We start from the raw sequence: 19,986 nt of genomic DNA, 5'->3' as shown, positions 1-19,986 counted from the left end.
CCCAAGATCCCCACTCCTGCCCGCGCCCGGCTCCCAAACCGGCCTTCACTCCGGTCGCTGGCATGAATCCAGCTAATCCCCACGTCATGGCAGACCACGAATCCGAGCAAAACGAAAACTCCCCCGTCGAAAAACCGTCGCCGCGGAAGCCGACCCGCATCTCCAAGCCGGGTTGGAAAGAGATCCTGCTCCACATCAAGAACGGCATCGGCAAACACCACCTCTCGATCGTGGCCGCCGGGGTAGCGTTTTACGTGATGCTCGGAATCTTCCCCGGCTTGGCCGCCGCCATCTCGATCTACGGACTGGTGGCCGACCCGGAAGACATCCAGCAGCAATTCGAAGCAATGGAAGGAGTCATCCCGGAGGAAGCCAATGAACTGCTCCTCGAACAGATGGCGGACATTTCCGCCCAAGGCGCGGCCGCCGGCGTCGGAGCCATCGTCGGAATCCTCTTCGCCCTCTGGGCCGGTTCGCGCGGCACCAAAGCGGCCATGGAGGGACTCAACATCACCTACGAGGAAACCGAAAGCCGGGGCATGATCAAACTCTCCCTGATCGGCCTCGGACTGACCTTCGGCCTGATCCTGCTCGGACTCCTCGCGATCGCGATGATAGTGGTCCTTCCCCCGCTACTAAACGCCCTTCCCCTCCCCGACGCCGCCCAAACCGCGCTTTCGCTCGCCCGCTGGCCGTTGTTGCTATTAATCGGTATCCTCGGAATCGCGATGTTGTTCCGCTTCGGCCCCTCCCGTCGGCAACCGAAATTCCGCTGGCTCACCTGGGGGTCCGCCACCGCGACGATCCTCTGGGTAATCCTTTCCGCCGGCTTCTCGTTCTACGTCGCCAACTTCGGCAACTACAACGAAACCTACGGCTCCATCGGCGGCATCATCATTCTCCTGATGTGGCTCTACCTCAGCGCCTTCGTCATCCTCCTCGGCGCCGAACTCGACGCCGCCCTGGAAAAACAAACCGAAGAGGAAGTGCTCCCCGAATAAGTCACCAATCTCGGCACCTCGAGACCGCTTCCCCGCCTTCGCGCGATGGCATCGCCTCGGGTGATACCGGCGTCTAGGCCGGTCGTTCCTCTTTTCCCGGATTTCGGATTGATTTTTACCCCCCGCCGCAAAAGACTCAGAGACTGCCAGCGGTCCCTGTAGTTCAATGGATAGAACCGCGGTTTCCTAAACCGTTAATGCGGGTTCGATTCCCGCCGGGGGCACCACTCATTTCGGCGAAAGCTAAAAAAACCGGCTTCGTGCTTCCGCCGTTTCGGCATTTGGATCCCATCGCATCTCTCGGCGCCGTAGGTGACTGATTCGACAGCGCAGTCCGCAGGGCTGGGTAAACGGAATCCCGGTGCCGCGCGGCTGTAGGGTCGCCATGCGGGGGTGGGCGCGGGTCGCGGTTCGAATAGCAGCCCTTCAGGCCGCAAGAAAATTCACCATCCAAACCCAGCCCTGCGGACTGGGCTAGAGGATTCCGCGCCTTCGGCGCTGCGGAACTGGTTCACCGGCCCCCGCCCTTCGGACTGGGCCGGAGGATTACGTGCTTTCGGCGCTGGGGAATTGGTTCGGCGGCCCACCCTTCGAACTGCCGGAAGATTACATGCCTTCGGGCTGGCGAACTGATTCGACGTTCTCACCATTTGGATGCCATCGCATCTCTTGGCGCCGTAGGTGCCTGATTCTACAGCCCAGTCCGCAGGGCTGGGTAAACAGACCCCCCGGTTCCGCGGCCTGAAGGGTCGCCATGCGTGGGGTGGGCGCGAATCGCGGTTCGAATTGCAGCCCTTCAGGCCGCAAGAAAATTCACCTGCCCACCCAACCCTTCGGACTGGGCTGGTGGATTCCGCGCCTTCGGCGCTGCGGAACTGATTCGCCGGCCCCCCGCCCTGCGGACTGGACCGAAGGATTACGCGCCTTCGGCGCAGGGGAACCGGTTCGGCGTTTCTTGGTATTTGAATGCCATCGCATCTTTTGGCGCCGTAGGTGCCTGATTCTACAGCCCAGTCCGCAGGGCTGGGTAAACAGAACCCCGGGTGCCGCGGCCTGAAAGGTCGCCATGCACGATGTGGGAGCGATCACGGTTCGAATAGCAGCCCTTCAGGCCGCAATCCCAACCCAACTCTCAGACAAACGGATCAGGGATCCGGACCCAACCGGCTTCGGCGTCACTGAGGCCGGCGTAAAGGGTGGCGGTGCCGCCCGCTTTTCTCACCAAACCGCCCGAAAAGATCACGTTCTTCAAATCGGGTCGCTTCGCCGGGCCATCCGGAAAATCGGAGCGACTGGCGATGATCCGAAGGGCAGTGGTCTGCGCCGTCTCCGGATCCAACACGAAAGCGACGCTATAATAATTCCGATTACCCTCTTCGTCGAAATTGGCGATATGCCCGAGCACCCCGATGGTGCCATCGGCGAGGAGATGCATTTCATTGCCCCCCACCCACTCGTCGGCCGGACATTGATCCGCGAGAAGAGGAGCCTGATCGATCACCTCCGCTGTCAGATCGGACAGGCTCGGAACCACGCCAAACCCAATCTTCCCGCGGCCCCCGCGCAGGCCTTGGGGACGGCTCAAGAAAGCGATCCGGCCATCCGCCATCTCCACCAAGCGGATATCTTTCATCCGCAAGGGTCCTTCGAAAGCGACTTCCATCCGGTCAAGCCGCGGACATCGATAGAACCGCATCCGACAGACATGCCGTCCGTCAGGCAAACGGATCGGATATTCCACGCCCCCCAAAATCAGCTCTCCTCCGACGAAAGTAACACACGGGTCCTGCAAAGTCGGGAATGTGAGCGCTCCCGGAACCGGATGCCAGACTCGTTCGCTCGCCTCACGGAAGAAAACGATTTCGGCGAGTTCCGTTTCGCGTGGCTCCACCCGACCGGCGATCACCCGCTCCCCATGAAACATGAATGGAGCCGATACGTTGTAAACATCGCGTGCGCCAACTCCGGCGAACGAGAGTTTGCCGGATTGGCGCGGATCGAGAACCTTGGACCGGTGAACAAGCAACTCGGTACACCCGGGAGGTCCCGACGAAACAAACGATGAAGACAATCGGTTCATTGATAGTGGATAATCGGTTAAATAAACATGTTTCAGTGACGACGGAGGGACGAGAGGATCGCGGCGATAGAAAATCTTGCGGCGGCCACGCATCCGTCCGCGGCCCCGTAATAGACGTTGACCACGTCGCCCGCGACGGTGTGGCCATTGGTGAAAACCACGTTCGGAAAAAAGCCTTCGCGTTCGTAAGGTTCCTCCGGAGCGAGGATCGGGTCTTCGCTCCGCGCCAAAACGCGCCACGGTTCGTCGAGGTCGAGGAGCATCGCGCCCAGCGCATAACGATTGGACCGGTCCGCCCCATGGTAAATCGAGAGCCACCCGTCCGCCGTCTCGATCGGGGCGGCGCCCCCACCGATCCTCGCTTCGTCCCAATACCCCTCCCGGGTGTGGGCGACGCACCGATGGTCCCCCCAATGCCGGAGATCCTCTGAAAACCCGATCCAGATATAATTACCCCCCAGAATGACCCCGGAGGGGCGATGCAGACAAACATATCGCCCGTCCACCTGACGCGGGAAAAGAGCGGCATCTTTGTTCGCCGGCGGCAGAATCATGCCCACATTCTCAAAGGTCCGCCAGTCGCGCGTGAGCCGAAGCCCCACTCCATAACCATGCCGGGAAGTCGCCGTGTAGGCGATCGCAAAGGCCCCGTCCTCCAGAAGTGTAACGCGGGGATCTTCGATGCCGGCCGCCTCGTGTTCCCCCACCCCGACCAGAATTGGAAATGGGGCTTCCGCAAAGCGTTCTCCATCGTCACTCACAAACAGACGAAAATGCGACAGAACGGAGAGATAAGTTCGCCCACGGTGACGAACCTCCCGCGGATCGGAAAGGTCGAGATCCGGATCGTCCGCCGCGAACTCGGTGACCCACGCGACGCCGTCGACGAACTCGGCCACCCGCACCCAACCGGAACGTGGCACCGGCCGTTCCGCCACCCTGACCAGGAGCCAGGTTCGCCCTTCCCAAACGAAAGCGGCCGGATTAAAAACACCGGCCACCTCGAACTTCGGCCCGCTGGGCGGCACCTGGTCGATGGTCAACAACGGGTTCGCGGCAAAGCGCCGGGCAAAACTGGAAGTCACGGGAGTCATCGTATCGAATAATCCGAGTTTCCTCCCGAAGCCGCCCGGGTTGGCACTTGGACCGAATTTATCTTACCGCAATTTTCGCGAACCGCGTTCGCATTCCGCCGCACATTAAACGTGAACACCACCCACCACCCGCCTCCCCGCGACACACCCTCGCAAGGGGAACTTCGGGAAAACTCATCTTCCTTCCTGATCAAGATTTCGCGCGATCGCACCGGCCACCGCATCGGCCAAAATGGCATATCCTTCCGGAGGAAAATGAACATCATGGGGACGCGCGATGTCGGGACCACCGTTCTCCACCACCGTATGGAGATCATTCACGGCGACGCCGTTCCGCTCCATGAGGTCCACCGCCAACGCGTTCCGATCGGGAATACTATCGAATACCCTGTTTCCCGTCGCCTTCCCGTGCCGGAGCATTTCCGGCACCGGTGTGGTGGTGGCGAAAATCAAGCGGGCCCCGGTCGCCTTCATCCGGTCGACCAACCGCTGGAGATTGTCCAGATACTCTTCCCGCGACGCCCGCTGCTCCGTTTCCGAATGGTATTTGGCGTCATGCAAACCGAAATTAAAATGGATCACGGCCCACGGACCTTCGCCCAGCCACGAATCGATATTGGCCAGACCGACCTCCGTGGCCCCGCCGTTCACCGGAATTCGATGGACATTCGCCACATTCTCCAATCGAGCCCGCACGTCCAGGGTGTATCCCATGGAAATGGAGTCGCCGATCAAAAGAACACGGGGAAGGCCGGGACGGTCCTCGATCGGAGCGACCGCCAATTGGTTGGGCGAATCCGGAACACTGAGAGCGGCGAAAAGACGCTCGGCGGCCTCCGGATCATGGCGGTGCATCGCGTCCCGCATGACCGCATCCACTTTCGTGGAGGCCCGCCGGAAACGGGCCGAAACCTCCGGGTCGCGCTCGGCCGGGAACTTGCGCTGGTTCACCCGGTGTTCCGCCCGGGCCGTTTCAAAATCGACCAACGCCGCGATCACCTCGGGCTCACCCACCGCGACGGAGACCAGGCGATCAAGGGTCGGCTGCTCTTCCGGACTCACGGTGGCTTGCCCGAGAAGCACGGCGGTGGCGGCCCGGACGGTCGACGGACTCTGCGCCGATAAATTCGGCGGCAGGACGGAGACCACGGAAACCGCAACAGCGAGCGCACAGAACAACGTATTCATTCTTAACATACCCTTAAACATAATCCAGTGTTCAAAACCTCCGGTCGCGCCGGAATTAAAACTCGATGCCGAGACGGAAGAACGAACGCGGCCACTCCGCCGGCGGGAAAAGTTCCAAACGTTCGAACCCGGATCCGGCCGGAGAAAGTTGCAACGTCGCTCCAGTGACCTCGCTCGGATGGACCCAAGTCTGCAAGTCCGGCGAAATTTCCGGTCGCAAATTCAGCCCGGCCCGGAGATCCGCCCGGAAGTACGGGCCCGATTGGCCGATCGTCATCAATTCCGGTCGGAAGAAACCAGGTTGGGCGGGCCGTCCGAATGCGTAACGCATCAGGTTCGGGAAGCCTTCGCTGAAGGCGTCCTGGAGTGGGCCTTGACGCCCATGGGGGAGATCCGCCGCCCAGTTCCAATAGCCGGAAAGCGAATCGTGATTCCCTTCCCGGTAATAATCGACCGTCACCCCATCGACCAAAAACTTTCTGCCGGAAACGGATTGGACGCCATTGGCCGGAACATGAACCAGCACCCTCGCCTGCTTGGCCGGGATCGGCACGTTGACGGTCCCCGAAACCGATTCCAGGACGAACGTCCGGGTAACGGTGTCGTATAAACTGATGCTATTCGGACCGACATCAATTGCCACCGACTGACTGGTGCCCCACGGATTGTAGTAAAGGAATGTCGGATACGCCTCGTCCCGGAAGAAATCCGTCGCGAGCAAATTCAATTGCAGGACCTGGTTGCGGTTCGTCGTCCGGACGATGGCACCGACATAGCCGACATCCCCCGCGAAATAGGTGCAGATCCCGATCCCGCCGTTCACCGCGCCGGAGCGCCCCGAGGCCCAAAGCGAAGGAGGATTGTTGATGGCCGCCACCACCTTTTCCCGCACGGCCGGATTCGAGTTCGGCCTCGCGTCCAGGAATCCGAGATATTCTTCGAAATAGCTTTTCGGGTGATAACCGCGTAGACTTTCAAACGGAACCACCCCGTCGGGATCTCCGGCCCAAAACGGAGAGTCGACGTTGTTGCTACCGATGAATGTCTGATAGTAATGCCGGGAACTGCTCGAGTGGTGGAGCATCCACTTGCCGACTGCCCGGGCGTAGCGGGAATCGTAGCGAACCATCGGCACCAACGAGGCGGCGAGATTGTATCCCTGCTTCGCATACGCCCGATTCTCTCCGCCCCGTGCCCCTTCCGTACCGATCAAACCGCTCACTTCATACGGGCCATAGCTGCCATAGAGGACCCCCCATCCGTTGCGCAAGGGTTGTCCTTCGCCGAAGGTCCAACGAAACATCTGATCGACATCGTAATTGAATCCGAGCTCGGCGTTCATCCGAGCCATCGCCAAGGCCCCATATCCCATCTGCATGCCGTTGTGCATCGGATTCCGCTCGACCTGCTCCAGGTAATTCATCGCCCACTGGGCGCCGGTCAAAAACTTTTCGTCACCGAATTTTCGATACGCCATGTATTGGATCCAGGCGAGCCCGGCGGCGCTTTCCAGGACGCCCGGATGGGTGCCATCCCGGCCATCGATTTCCATAGTGACTGTGTTGAAGCCGACCACCCCCGTGAAGTCTGCGAAACCGTCGGCGCTCCCTCCGAGAAAATCGAGGACTTCCCACCATTTTGCCGCAGTCTGGTACATCACGTCCTCCATGCTCGCCCCTTCGAACTCCTCAGATGTTCCTACCAACGATAGCGTCGTCGCCATCGGGGCGTCCGGGTTGGTGATGCTCAGATCGTCGATGGCCAATCCTGCTCCCGCCGCCGCATTCGTCCAACGCAACACCAGATAATCACCGGGCAACCAATTGAGACCGGTCAGTTGACCGCCAAGCCCCTCGACCCGTCCCGCGGCGCTTCCGTCGACGATTCCACTGAGCTGGGCGGAGCCGACGAAATCGAACGTCCCTCCCGGCTCGATGAATGGCGGTTCTTCTCCGGCACCTTCCTCATCGAAGATCGGTCCGCCCGAGTCGATGCTGGGAGAAATGCTGACCCGGTAACTGAAGGTGAGACGGTCCGGATTCCCGGTCGCCCGCCATTGTTCCCCGGCAAACGACAGGTCGACGGCGGAGATGACTTCCTCGGTCTCGTTTTGCAACACAACTCCCATCCGGGGGCGCGCGGTCGACCCATTGGAAATCCCTCCCAACGCCCGGTCCGATCCGGTCCCAAAATTGATGAATCCACTGTTGGTTCCGCTCAGCCCAAAGACCCGGTAAGCCAAAGCGGTATTCGAAAGATTGCTGACGTACCAACCGCCCATTCCGGAGGCCTCGGTAAACGGCGGATCCTGAAGATGGTGAGGGAATTCTGCGGCGGGCAAGAGAGTCGCCCCGAGGGCCGTCGGATGCAGGCCGTTGAAATTCTGGGAATACGCACCGGTGAAGGGGACCACCTCTGTTTCCACCACAGGCTCGTCCGGCTCAGGCTCGGTAATGGAAATACTGAAATCGTCGATGGCCAATCCGGCTCCAGCTGCCGCATTCGTCCATCGCAAGACCAGAAAATCGCCGGGCAGCCAATGGAGACCCGATAACTTTCCACCCACTCCTTCGACCCGGCCGGTGGAGCTTCCGTCGATGATCCCGTTCAGCTGGGCGGAACCGACAAAATCAAACGTGCCTCCCGGCACGATAAAGGGCGGCTCTTCTCCGAATTCTTCGTCGTCGAAAATCACCCCGCCCTCGTCGATGCTGGGCGAAATGCTGACCCGGTAACTGAAGGCGAGCCGGTCGGAATTCCCGGTCGCCCGCCATTGCTCCCCGGCAAACGAGAGTTCGACGGCGGCGATGACTTCCTGGGTGTCGTTTCGCAGCACGACTCCCATCCGGGGACGCGCGGTCGACCCATTGGAAATACCTCCGAGCGCCCGGTCCGCCCCGATCCCGAAATTGATGAATCCGCTGGCGGTTCCAGTCAACTCATCATAAACCCGGTAAGCTAATGCGGGGTTGGAAAGATTGCGAACATACCAACCATCCATTCCGGAGGCCCCGGTAAACGGAGGTTCCTGCAGGTGGTGAGGGTATCCTGAGGCGGGCAACAACTCGGCGCTACGGGTCGTCGGATGCAGGCCGTCGAAATTCTGGAAGTACGAACCGGTGAAAGAAACCAGGCCCTCCGTGGGCTGTTGTCCGCTGAAGGGAGTTTCGACCTTGGCCAACTCCGGATAGAGATCGACCGCCTGCATGAAGTAAACCCCCGGCATCACGTCGTACCACAATCCGGTGGACCGTTGCTGGTTCTTGTTATTGCCGACGACCTGACGTCCGACCGAACGCCCTTGGAACTGCTTCATCGCCCGCACCCAGTCGTGGCCGTTGACGTTGCTCTTGTCGATCCCCACCAGGGTGGCGCCGACGATCATCGGAAACAGGTTCAAGGCATCACCGCCTTGCGAGATCCCGACAAAGGAGGGAATGTACGGCACGTCGATGTCATAATTGTGCCGGGCGGTGTCCCACCAGACCACCGGCAAATACTCCCCGGTCGCATCGAAGTCGGTGGCGAGCGCGTTGAGCTTGATCGTGACATCTTTCCAGTCCCGCATCAGGTAGCTGGAAGGATTATCCGGGAGTTGATCGATCAGACTACCGGTCCCGGGCGTCGCCTCAGCCGCCGGTACCGGGAACAATTGAACGCATAGGGCCGCAGTCAAAAAGGCGGCCGCCTTTTTCATCGGAAACATGGGGATCCTGTATTTGGGTTTGGGTGATGATCCGGTCGCTCAGGGGTTCCCCTGAAGAACCGAGACAAGTTCAGAATAGGACAAAGTTTCGACGTGGGTGTCGGCGAAGACGGCATTGTAGGCGACATCGCCACCATGCCAGGCGGGAGTCCCCGGGGTGTTGTTGGCCCCACCCGGAGAGGCCTCCGATCCTCCCCGGTCCCGGTGAAGAATCGTGCGGCCCGGATCGACGATGGTCGAAATCGCGACCTGATTGGACGTCCACAAGGTGAAATTCGGATAATAGGTAAAACCCCAAGGTTCGGGACCGCTGGGACAACGCGCCACACCGTCCGGACGCCCTAACGGATCCGACATGCTGTGCGTCTGGCCGGTATATTCAAAATAGGGTCCGAGCACGACCCGCATCAGGTCTCCATAACCGGGAATCGCGCTTCGATCCGGGAGAAAACCGTTGTGGTCCTCAGCATACAACAGATACGCCAAGCCGATCTGGCGAAGGTTGCTCTTGCATTTGGTGGCCCGGGCCTGAGCCCGTACGCCCCCCACCACGGGAATCAAAATGGCGGCGAGAATGCCGATGATCGCGATGACGGTCAGCAGTTCGATCAGGGTGAATGCCCCCTTGGCTTTCACCGGTTTTCCATGAGGACCGGACGAATGCCTCGACTCGGAACTTGCCGGAATGTTTAGATTAATTTTGAGCATAACGATCTGGGAAAGGAGTTAATCGAATCGATTGCAGGTGGAACTATAGCAAATCGGCCCGGTTCCGGCGTTCACTTTTCCACAACAGTTTTTTCCACACGACCCCGCGCAATCAAGCCGATAAGCACTACCCTCCGGGCGTCCGGAAAAGACCGCTGAAGCCGGACATCATGTGGATGGTTGGGAACGAGATTGAGCTCCCCCCTCCGCTGGATCTTTCAGGGCCGACCTAAGGGTCGGTGCCGGAAGCTCTTCCACGCCGCGGATGGTGGGAAAAAGACGGACCGCCTCGATGATCATCCAGACTTCAAGCACGATCGTCACCAGGGCGATCCCGATCAAAACCCAATTCCTGTCGTCCAGCCAACTGGTTTCCTGCCCGGGAGCCTGGACGAAAACCTGCCAGAGCATCGCCCACGCGGGAACGATCAACATGAAGATCAAGGGGACGATAATAAAAAAGATCGGTTTCTCCCGCCGCCACAGCCAAAAAGCGATGACCAAAAACGCCAGTCCGCCCATCAGTTGATTCGTCGCCCCGAAGACCGGCCAGAGAATCAAGCCGCCGCCTCCCGCCGTCTCCAACGTCCACGCTGCGGCGGTCGGGGATGGGAGCGCCGCCAAAGCTCCGGCGGTGACGACCGCGAAGAGGGTGGCGGCGTAGGGATTCCGCAGCCACCCGACCGGGTTGGCCGTGCGCTGCACTCCCCCGACGGAGGGCCCAGGTCCCGCAACGGCCGCCGCCAGCTCTTGCGTGACGTAACGCTGCAATCGGGTGGCGGTGTCGAGCGTCGTCGCGGCAAACGATGCCACGAATACCCCCATCAGCGCCGTGGCGATCGCCGGAGGAATTCCCAAAGCTACCAGAAAATTCCCCGCTCCGGCCACGAACGCCGCCACCGTCGCCGCCAATCCCCCCGCTTCCCCCCACGAACCGTAATGATCTGCCCAGGCCGCCGCGCCGGTCAGAATCGTCCCGTCCGCCGCCGCGACTCCGAGACCCAATCCAGCCACGCAGGCCAGAATCACCAACGTCGCCAAAAAGGCTTCTGTCAGCATGGATCCGTAGCCGACCAATTGAGCGTCGGTCTCCCGGCGCAATTGTTTACTGCTGGTTCCCGAGCTGACCAAACAATGAAAACCGGAAATGGCCCCGCAGGCGATGGTGATGAACAGGAACGGGAAAATCAGCGGCGCCCCTTGCGGATTCCATTGCACCATCGGCGCGCTCAGTTCGAGCGGTTGCCGCAGGCCGCCCTCGACGACCGGAGCTCCTCCGAACGCGGCGGCACAGATCAGCCCGAGCATCACCAACCCGAGGACCGACATCAATTGCAGGGCGTTGATGTAATCCCGCGGCTGAAGCAAAACCCAAACCGGGATCACACTCGCGACATAGGAATACACCAGGAGAACCGCCACCCAGACGATGGTCGGCCACGACGCGAACCATTGGTTGACCGCATGGAGCCCCCACTCCCCCGCCTGATATCCCAAAAATCCAAACGCGAAGTTGCTGTCTCCGAAGATGACGGTGAGGTACATCACCACCAGCACCAAAATCGACGGGATGACGAGACTGGCCCCCTGCCGGTGGAGCCACAAACCGATCGCCACCGCAATCGGAATCTGAATCAAACAGGGAAAAATCGCGGCCGGATACTGCCGGAAGACCGCGGCGATCACCAAACCGAAAATCGCGATGATGATCGCCAGCGCCAGGAACAACACGCACAAAAACAACAGCCGTACCCGACGATTCAATACCCGGCCGGCGATGTCTCCGACCGTCTGGCCATTATTTCGCAACGAAACGACCAGACTCCCCATATCGTGGACCGCTCCGATCAGGATCGATCCGAAAAGCACCCAGAGAAGGGCAGGCAACCACCCCCAGATCACCGCGATCGCCGGGCCGACGATCGGTCCGGTCGCGGCGATCGAGGTGAAGTGGTGCCCGAAGACCACCGCCGTCTTGGTCGGCACATAATCCCGTCCGTCGGAAAGCCGCTCCGAAGGACAGATCGTGTTCGCGGACAATTCGAAAATTCGCCGCCCCAACCAACGCCCATAAGTGTGGTAGGCGACCACGAACCCTACCCCGGCCAACAGGGCGATCAATAAGACTTCCATTCAGCTAAAAAACGTTCCTCTCAACTCTCGATGATACGCCCGATCGACTGCGGTCACGCCCGCCGACGACGGCGACAGGCGACCAGAACCAGGAAAGCGGTTCCCAGGAGCGATGCGTAGACCGAAGGCTCCGGAATCACCGTGACAGTAAAGAGCCCTTCCGCCTCGTCCCAGTCGTAACTGGCTCCATGGGCGAAATTCGACAAGGTAATCACCGGGGTTTCATTGAAGGACGAAGCCGATATCAGGCTGAAAGTTTGCATTCCTCCGGTATAAGTGGAGCCATCGACGAAAATCTCCGCCGCCGCATGAATCAACCCGACTCCTCCGAAAGTCATCCCGGAAACCCCGGCTTCGTAGAAGGCGAAATTGACGACGCCGTTCGCATCCAAAGTGAAATCGCCGGTGAAATCCATCACGGCATTGGGACCGATGTTGACCGTTCCGCTCACTCCCCTTCCCACGATCAGGTAACCGGCGGAAATGCTGCCATTCGAGATTGAATAGGTGCCGGTTCCCCCGTTGGTCGGGCTCACCTGCAATCCGCCTCCCCCGGTGAGCGTGATCGACCCTCCGGTTTGATTCAAGATGCCGGTAGCGGTGGCCGTCTGACCGACAGCCACGGAACCCGCCGAATTGCGGCTGAAGGTCCCCCCGGATAAGTTATAAGTTCCGGTGCCCTGGTGACCGATGAACGAGCCTGACGCCCCATTCGCGACCAAGGATCCGCCGCTCTGATTCAGGGTTGCAACGGTGTCCACCCCGCCGGCGGCGATCGAGATGTGGGACGCCTCCAATGACCCTGTTCCCGACAGGGTGTAGGTGGCGCTGGTATTATTTTGCACCCCCAGCTGGAATAGACCGGATGAAACAATACTTCCACCCGACTGCGTTCCGCTCCCTTCGGCACCGGACAACACTCCGTAACGGTGACTGCCGGCAATAGTCAAACTCCCGCCGGTCATCGTTTGGGTGCTGCCCACGGTGTTGCGCCCGATTTCACGGGCACCGGATTCGACCGTCCCTAAATGAATTTCGACATGCTGAACGATACCCGCGCTGTTGAGGGAAGGCGCTGTCGGCTGGTCCCAATTCCCTGCGGTCGCCCAGGCGCTCGTGCCGGCATCGCCGGTCCAAATCCAGGTTTGACCCTGAGCGGAAAGTGAAAACGCGCAGAGGGTAACGGCGATGGCCACCGGGACTCGCAACTGCCCGGGCATGCGAACGGTGCGACTAAGGATAGTATTCATAGGTGCTTCAGGTATGGGTTGATGGAGATTAAAAAACAGGTGCCACTCAAGTGGCGGCTTCCACATTAGCAAAATCGAGCGCCATCCAGCGTTTGTTTTTCATCGAAACCGTTTAACGCACAAACCTCGCCTGATCCGAACGCAAGACTTTGAAGTATGGCCAAAAGTTGATTTTTCCATGCATGCGGTTCCGTCCATGCCATGCGGGCTGGAAGGCGATCAGATTTTCGCGCGAAGCGCTTTGGAGTGCGGTGCGTCCCCGCACCGCTTTCGAACGCTCAGCGATATCCGCACGCCCGACACCATTCGACAACCGGAGCTCTTCCGCACGCACGAAAGCTCCGCGGGGACGCGGAGCACTCCAAAGCGCTTCGCCTCGAAAATCAGTTTCATCCATGTGTTTCATTGAAAACGATGTCGCGGCGGGCGTTCTTCGCAGTGTTTATATCGACTGGAATGGAAGCACCGGGTGCCGAACTCTCGATTCCCTCCATGTAGCCTGCGCCAGGCTAGTCGCGGCGAAAGAGTTCATCACCCCAGCCATCCGCCAATCGAAATTGGCCAGGAAGGCCGGCTTTAGAACTCCCAGGATCGTGTGATGCACGATGACGAAACCCCGGTCTACCGCTCCATCGGTCACCTCCCCGCCAGCAAACAACCGGCCGCCACCCGGGCGAATTCTCCGGCAGTCACCTGGTCCGGATTTTTGAACTCCACCGCAGCCACCACTCCGCCCCAATTCGAATCGATCGCCTCCAGCGCCGCCCGGACATTCTCCCGCGACACACGGTCGCCCCGCCCCTGCCGTCCGACGCCGCTCCGCCCGGCCAATTCCGCCAACCGGGCGCAGGCCGCATGGAATTCGTCCGCACTCAGGGGCTCATCGACTCCCCACGGATGATCCACCCCGAGCGGGCGCATATCCTTGGTCAGGAATCCGGGCCGATCCATGACTTCATAGAGCGACAACAATTGGGTCGCCTTCCAAACTTCACTGCGGAACGGCACGTCGACATGCCAACGGGGAACCAGGGTGCTGCCCGCGTCGAGCAACACCGATTGCACTTCCCGCGGGTTCAAATCCCGGGGCTGAACCCCCTGCCGGACGGCGAGCGCCGCAATCGCTCCCGCCGCCTGACCGGTCAACATCGTGCTCGGCTGCATCCGGGTCGCTCCACTGGCCCGCCGCGACTGCGAAATGTTCTTCTCCGCCGCCACGAATCCATCAACCGACTCCGGAATGAACGCCTCAAACGGCACCATGAACGGACCGCTATGCGGAGAGAGCGGCCCGCTATCGAGGTCCTTCTCATACGCTCCGGCCGTATCCCCGTGGTCCAGGTCCATTCCATAATCCCCCATCGCCACCGATGTCGGAAACAGGGTCGCTTTTTCGTCCCGTTCCGAGAGGTCGTCCCCACTTACCACCCCCACCCCGACGATGCGCCGGCTTTCCCGCACATACGGTTGCTGGGGCAAATGCACGGCCAGTTCCAGGAGATCGGGCCGCAAATCGAGGCGTTCCATCTTTACCCGGTTGTAAAACGTGTCATACCCTTCGTCCTCCGCCACGGACCACGGTATGCCGAGCTCCTGCTGGAAATAATAGAGAATCGCCAGCGAGCGGTAGATCCCTTCGCGTTCGTCGAGCAACCGTTGCGCCGGATCCTCCAGCGTGGCGGCTGTCACAGGATAATCATTACCGCCGTTGAATCCCGACCGGGTGTGGCGGTCCGTGCTCCGCGTCCCCGTCAGCGGGCTCGCGGAATCGACCAATCCCCGCCAGGCGAAATACCTCCGCCAATGGGACGGCCTTCTCATTCCTCTTCCTTCCGGCCCCCAAATTAGGTGTCCATAGGTTGAATACGCCGAGAAGCGTCGCTTGATCCGATCATAACCCGGCGGCGGCTCCTTCATCTGCAGATGCGGGGGTATCCCTTCCGGATACTCCCGCACAATCGCCAGCCAGGTATGGTCCTGCACCGGGGCGGCGAGGTCGAGGTCGGGGCTGATCCGATTGCCGCTCCGGTAACGGGCTCCCGTCAACGGGATCACATCGCCATACTCCGTCGCCTCGACGAGAATGGAACAACCGATCGAGCGCGACGAGAGTCCGTCTTCGTCGAGAAATTCGACCTCGACGCCGCGAACGGTCTCTCCCGCTTTCTCCACCGCCGTGATCCGGGAGCGGAGGCTGATATCGATGACCGCCCCGTTTTCACGTTCGCGATGAATGAACCCATAAAGGACCGCCCGGACCACCCGTGGTTCGTAACCTCCTTCCGTTTGATGCGGGTAGGTGAAATACGCCAGCATCGGGTCTTTGTCCAACGACAGGTAATGGATCAACATGCTCTCGTTGAATTCCCGGTAAATACCGCGTTCGCGCACCGAGTATTTCCACCACCCGGAGGCTTCGTCCATCGTCGTCACCCCCGCGGCCATCTGACCGCCCAGCCAATCGGTCTCCTCCAAAATCAAGACCCGCATACCCATCCGCGCCGCCTGGATCGCCGCCCCGAATCCCCCGGTGCCGCCTCCCGCCACGATCACGTCGTAATCATCCGCCAGGTCCGCCCGCGCCGTATCCATTTCCGCCGTGTTCCAATATGGTTTCACCACCGGATGAACCGGCGGAACGAACGCCGTCGCGAATCCCGCGGTCACCGGCACGTCCTTCTTCACCTTCGCCTCGACTTTGATGTCCGAGGCCGCCGCAAACCGGGTCGAGCACAGTCCCACATATCCGTGCGCAAAGTCGGCATCCCTCGCCTTGGTCCGCGCCTGTTCGACTCCCCGCTCATCGTAAACCCGCGCCGTGAGAAACTCGCCTTCCAGGGTCAAGGCGAGCGTCCATTCCTCGCCTTCGCGATAGCGATTCAGCGTCGTCGTTCCCGGCATCCGCGTCCCCGAGATCGAAAGCATGTGGGTCTCGGCGATCGGATTCACGAAATCGATGGCAACCAACTCGCCTTCTTTCGATTTTAACAGTTCCAGGCGATCCGCCCCGCGAAAACGGGCCAGATAATAATTTTCCGAATCGAGCGCGCGCGCCGCGATCCCAAAAAAAACCGGCTCGTCCTCGGTCTTCCTGAACCGCGCCGAGATCTCCCCGTCCGTGATCGCGTGAAAGCCCTCGGAAGCTCCACCGTCATCGCCGGTGAGCAACAACAGCCCCGACCGGTCGTCCGGGTAAGGCCCGAATTGCTGCTTCAGCAACTGCCGGAGGCCCCCGTTCGCGTCCACCGCCCAGGCCCGGGTCGGACGGGATTGAAATGCATCGCGCCAGTTGGCGGGAGTCTGACCATACTCCGTTTCAGCGAATTTTTCTTCGTAGGACATAGCGGTCAAATCAGGAGAAGAAGCGAAACCGAAAGTCACGAGAATGATCGCGGTCGCCTTGGACAGATACTTTGACATGAGGGAATCTTTCTTTCGAAACGTGGTTACGACTGTTCCTCATCGCGCGGTCAAACCGGCCACCGGCCTTCCCGCATCCTGGGCTACCCGCAGGATCGAAATCGCGAAATCGCTTCGGGTCAGATCGCCGCCATTGTGAGATTGAACCGCCTGGAACCGTTGGCCAAGACCCGGCGAAATCGCGTCGGCGATCTCGACAATCTCCGCGGATGAGACCGAAGATCCGCCCCTCCGGTTTTCCGGGGCCTCACCGGCGACTTCGAGTCCGAGGACCGTGGCCAGCCTGCCGAGCGCGATGGCAGCGCCCTCGGGCGTCACCGGCTCACCGGTTCCCCAGGCGTTGGGTGTTCCGAATCCCATCCGGAGAGGTCCGGTAATGATTCCCGGGCGATCCAAAATCCCGTGAAGCGAGGCGAGTTGAACCGCCTTCCACAAATCACCGCCCCACTCGACGTCGCTATGCCAGCGCTGAATCAGGGTTGATCCCGCATCCAACAACGCCACCTGAACCTCAATCGGATTCAATTCTCTCGGCTGGACCCCTTGCTCGACGGCCAACGCCGCGATCGCGCCAACCGCCTGCCCGATCAACATCGTGCTCGGTTGCAGACGGGTGGCCCCATTGACCAGCCGGGATTGCGAGAAATTCTTTTCCGCCGGCAAAAACCCGTCCAATTCAAGCGGGATGAGAGCTTCAAATGGAACCTGGAATGGGCCGGTTCCCCGCGGCCAGGTGGTTCCGTCCAAATCCCGTTCGACCGCATCGTGGGTTCCGTGGAGATCGACGAAATAATCCCCCATCGCCACCGAGGTCGGCATATGTTTGGCTTCGTCCCAGCGGGTCAAATCATTGGCTACCAGTGTCTCCACTCCAATGATACGCCGGCTTTCCCGGACGTAAGGGATCTGACACATCCAGAGGGCATACGGCATGATTTCCTCACTGATGCCGCGTTCTCTCATCTTCAACTCATTGTAGGGAGTATCGAAGCCTTGCTCGATGGCCACCGACCACGGCAGCCCCAATTCGTTTTGCAGGAAATAAATCAGCGACAACATGCGATACACCGCGATGCGCTCGTCTTCATGGCGTTGCTCCGGAGACTCGATCGTCGCCACCGAGGTGTGGAAGTTGTTGGCCCAGTTCGTGCTCGCGACCGTATGACGTTGCTCGCTTCGCCGGCCGATCAAATCACTGTGGGTGTCAGCCTGGCCGCGCCACGCGATCAGAATCCGGTAGTTGCGCTCGCCATTATGCATCACCCAGTCCCCATGGATCTGCCCACGGGTGAATCTGCCCCGCTCCCGCTCATAAGTGGGCGGAGGAACCGTCATGCGGAGATCATCGGGAATACCGTCCGGATACTCGCGCATCATGATGTTGAACGCGTAGGATTGAACCGCGCCGTTCAGATCCAGATCGTCGCTGCGGCTGTTTCCAACCCGGTACGGCGCGCCGGTCAGCGGGATCACGTCCCCGTATTCCGTCGCGTCGATCAGAATCCGGCAACTGATTTGCCGCTCCGGTCGTCCATCCGGGTTCCACCGCTCCACCGTCACCCCAGTCACCCGGGAGTTTTCCTGGTGCACTTCTGTCACACTTGTGCGGGTACAAACATCCAGCGTCCCTCCATTATCACGAACTTGCTGAATGTAGGCGTAAAAAACTCCCTGGATGACCGACGGCTCATAGCCTCCTTCCATCTGATACTGCGCGGAATTGCCGTAGTAATACGACATGAAGGGACTCTTATCCAACCCGTAATAATAGGTCACCATGCTCTCATGAAACTCGCGGTAGAGCCCCCGCTCGCGAACTTGCGATCCGGCATCGTCCATCGAGGTGGTCGCGGCCGCTCCCATCTGGCCGGCCAGCCAATCAGTTTCTTCGATCATCAGAACCCGTTTCCCCGAGCGGGCCGCCTGCATGGCCGCCCCCCAACCGCCCGTGCCTCCACCGGCGACGATGATGTCGTAGTCGTCGTCCAATGACTCAAACGGAGTCAACAGGTCCTCATGGTCCATGATCGGCTGAACTCGCGGATGCCCCCGGTAGACTTCGTGAAGCGGCTTGTTTTGGTCCCGGGCCTCCGCGACCGACCGGACTTCCTCCACCTCGCCTTGCGCGTAACCGCGCACATTCGCCACCGCCGCGAATTCGCTGTTGTGGAAACCGAAGGTGCCTCGGCGGAACTCGCCGTCCCGGGCGTCCGCCCGTGCCATGATCCTTCCGTTTTCGTCACGGACGATTCCAGTGATAAGGTCTTCGTAGAAGGAGGCCTCCAGCTCCCAGGCGGTCTGGGCCGGATATCCCCGCAACAGGACCAGTTCACCGAGATGTTTTTCTTCTCCGTCCACCACTTTGAAAATGCGCAGCATGTCGTTCCCCTCCACCCGCACACTGTAAAAATTCTTCGCATCCTGGATACGCCCGGCGATGCCAAAAAACACATCGGAATCGCCCGTGGTTTTGAAGGTGGACCGAACCGTGTAATCCCTCAGGCGCCGCGGTTCGCCGGCGGTTGTCAGGTTTCCTTCATATGCCAGCACTCCCTGCATGTGTTTCACGATCGGGCGCAGGTAACCGCTCGAATCGACCGCCCAGTTACGGGAGGGACGATGATGGGTCAGATCCCTCCAACCGGGGGGAATCGTCCCGAACTCGGTGCGGCTGAAATCATCCTCGAACAAAAGATTTCCCTGATGCGGGACCTCATCGGCCCGATAAGAGACGCCCACGCGGCTCGCCTCCACGAGCCCGTGCAATTGGGCCGGAGCGGTCACCATCGTATCCATCGGGGCAAGTTCCAGGCGGATGCTGTCGATGTACAATTCACCCGATGCTTCCTCCCCGCCCGAGGAAAACTGCAGTTGCAGAAATCGAGTCTCCCCCGGAACGGTAACCATATACGACTCCTCGACGAACCGTCCCTCGTTCCATCCTTCGGTCTCTCCATGATAAAAGGCGATCTGCCTTGCTTCCAGCTGTCGCCCGGCTTCGGAATGACTGGTGAGGCGGAGCCGCATTCTCCGGTGATCGACATGGTAGCGCATGTTTACGTTGATCGTTAACGCCCGCCTTTCGTCGGGCCCGACATCCGCCTCCGGCAACGGCCAACGGGGAGAGGTCCAGGATGCCGAAGCATCATGCCGCTCGACGTCAAAACCGATGATCCCCGTGCCGTCCGTCCCGCCATCGACCTTCCAGACCGCCATCTCCGGTCCCGTCCCGCCGGTTCGCCACCCGTCCGGAATCCTATCGGGATCCAATCCATCGAACCGCACGGTGAGGAACTCCTCGGCGATCGCCGCCGTTCCGGAGAGAGCGAACAACAGTAAAACACACCACACCCGGCGAAAACACCATGAACGTCTGCTAACCTGCATCATATTTTATCCTTTCAAC

General features: G+C 60.2%; 10 protein-coding genes and 1 tRNA gene. 2 read left to right on the top strand and 9 right to left on the bottom strand.

What is annotated here, in order from left to right; genetic code table 11:
* Positions 1-86: 86 nt before the first annotated feature.
* Both ACWUI2_RS15590 and ACWUI2_RS15585 read left to right on the top strand, forming a co-directional pair.
* Complete coding sequence (locus ACWUI2_RS15590) at positions 87-1,001, top strand: YihY/virulence factor BrkB family protein (RefSeq protein WP_486983777.1); 915 nt, start codon at positions 87-89, stop codon at positions 999-1,001.
* Positions 1,002-1,153: 152 nt separating this feature from the next.
* A tRNA-Arg gene (locus tag ACWUI2_RS15585) sits at positions 1,154-1,228 on the top strand.
* Positions 1,229-2,133: 905 nt separating this feature from the next.
* Here the strand turns inward: ACWUI2_RS15585 and ACWUI2_RS15580 are convergent.
* From ACWUI2_RS15580 to ACWUI2_RS15540, 9 genes are all read right to left on the bottom strand, one after another.
* Complete coding sequence (locus tag ACWUI2_RS15580; RefSeq protein WP_486983776.1) at positions 2,134-3,081, bottom strand: DUF1861 family protein; 948 nt, start codon at positions 3,079-3,081, stop codon at positions 2,134-2,136.
* 32 nt (positions 3,082-3,113) lie between these two features.
* Positions 3,114-4,175, bottom strand: a complete 1,062-nt coding sequence (locus ACWUI2_RS15575; protein ID WP_486983775.1) for a glycoside hydrolase family 130 protein — start codon at positions 4,173-4,175, stop codon at positions 3,114-3,116.
* A 174-nt stretch (positions 4,176-4,349) separates the two neighbouring features.
* Positions 4,350-5,363, bottom strand: a complete 1,014-nt coding sequence (locus ACWUI2_RS15570) for an SGNH/GDSL hydrolase family protein (RefSeq protein ID WP_486983774.1) — start codon at positions 5,361-5,363, stop codon at positions 4,350-4,352.
* Positions 5,364-5,418: 55 nt separating this feature from the next.
* Positions 5,419-9,069, bottom strand: a complete 3,651-nt coding sequence (locus ACWUI2_RS15565) for a hypothetical protein (protein WP_486983773.1) — start codon at positions 9,067-9,069, stop codon at positions 5,419-5,421.
* Positions 9,070-9,108: 39 nt separating this feature from the next.
* Entirely contained in the window at positions 9,109-9,777 is a 669-nt protein-coding gene (locus ACWUI2_RS15560; RefSeq protein ID WP_486983772.1) for a DUF1559 family PulG-like putative transporter, read from the bottom strand.
* A gap of 168 nt (positions 9,778-9,945) precedes the next feature.
* Positions 9,946-11,910 carry a carbon starvation CstA family protein gene (locus ACWUI2_RS15555; protein ID WP_486983771.1) on the bottom strand — a complete coding sequence of 655 codons (1,965 nt, stop codon included), beginning with the start codon at positions 11,908-11,910 and terminating at the stop codon, positions 9,946-9,948.
* Positions 11,911-11,963: 53 nt separating this feature from the next.
* Positions 11,964-13,160, bottom strand: a complete 1,197-nt coding sequence (locus tag ACWUI2_RS15550; protein WP_486983770.1) for a hypothetical protein — start codon at positions 13,158-13,160, stop codon at positions 11,964-11,966.
* 636 nt (positions 13,161-13,796) lie between these two features.
* Positions 13,797-16,580 (bottom strand): FAD-dependent oxidoreductase, encoded by a 2,784-nt coding sequence (locus tag ACWUI2_RS15545; protein WP_486983769.1) that lies wholly within the window; start codon positions 16,578-16,580, stop codon positions 13,797-13,799.
* Between the two features lie 39 nt (positions 16,581-16,619).
* Positions 16,620-19,931, bottom strand: coding sequence for an FAD-dependent oxidoreductase (locus tag ACWUI2_RS15540; RefSeq protein ID WP_486983768.1), 3,312 nt, complete (start codon positions 19,929-19,931; stop codon positions 16,620-16,622).
* Between the last annotated feature and the right edge of the window lie 55 nt (positions 19,932-19,986).

It is taken from the genome of Verruconatronum alginivorum, assembly GCF_056590205.1.
This window is presented reverse-complemented; position numbering and strand designations above follow the sequence as displayed.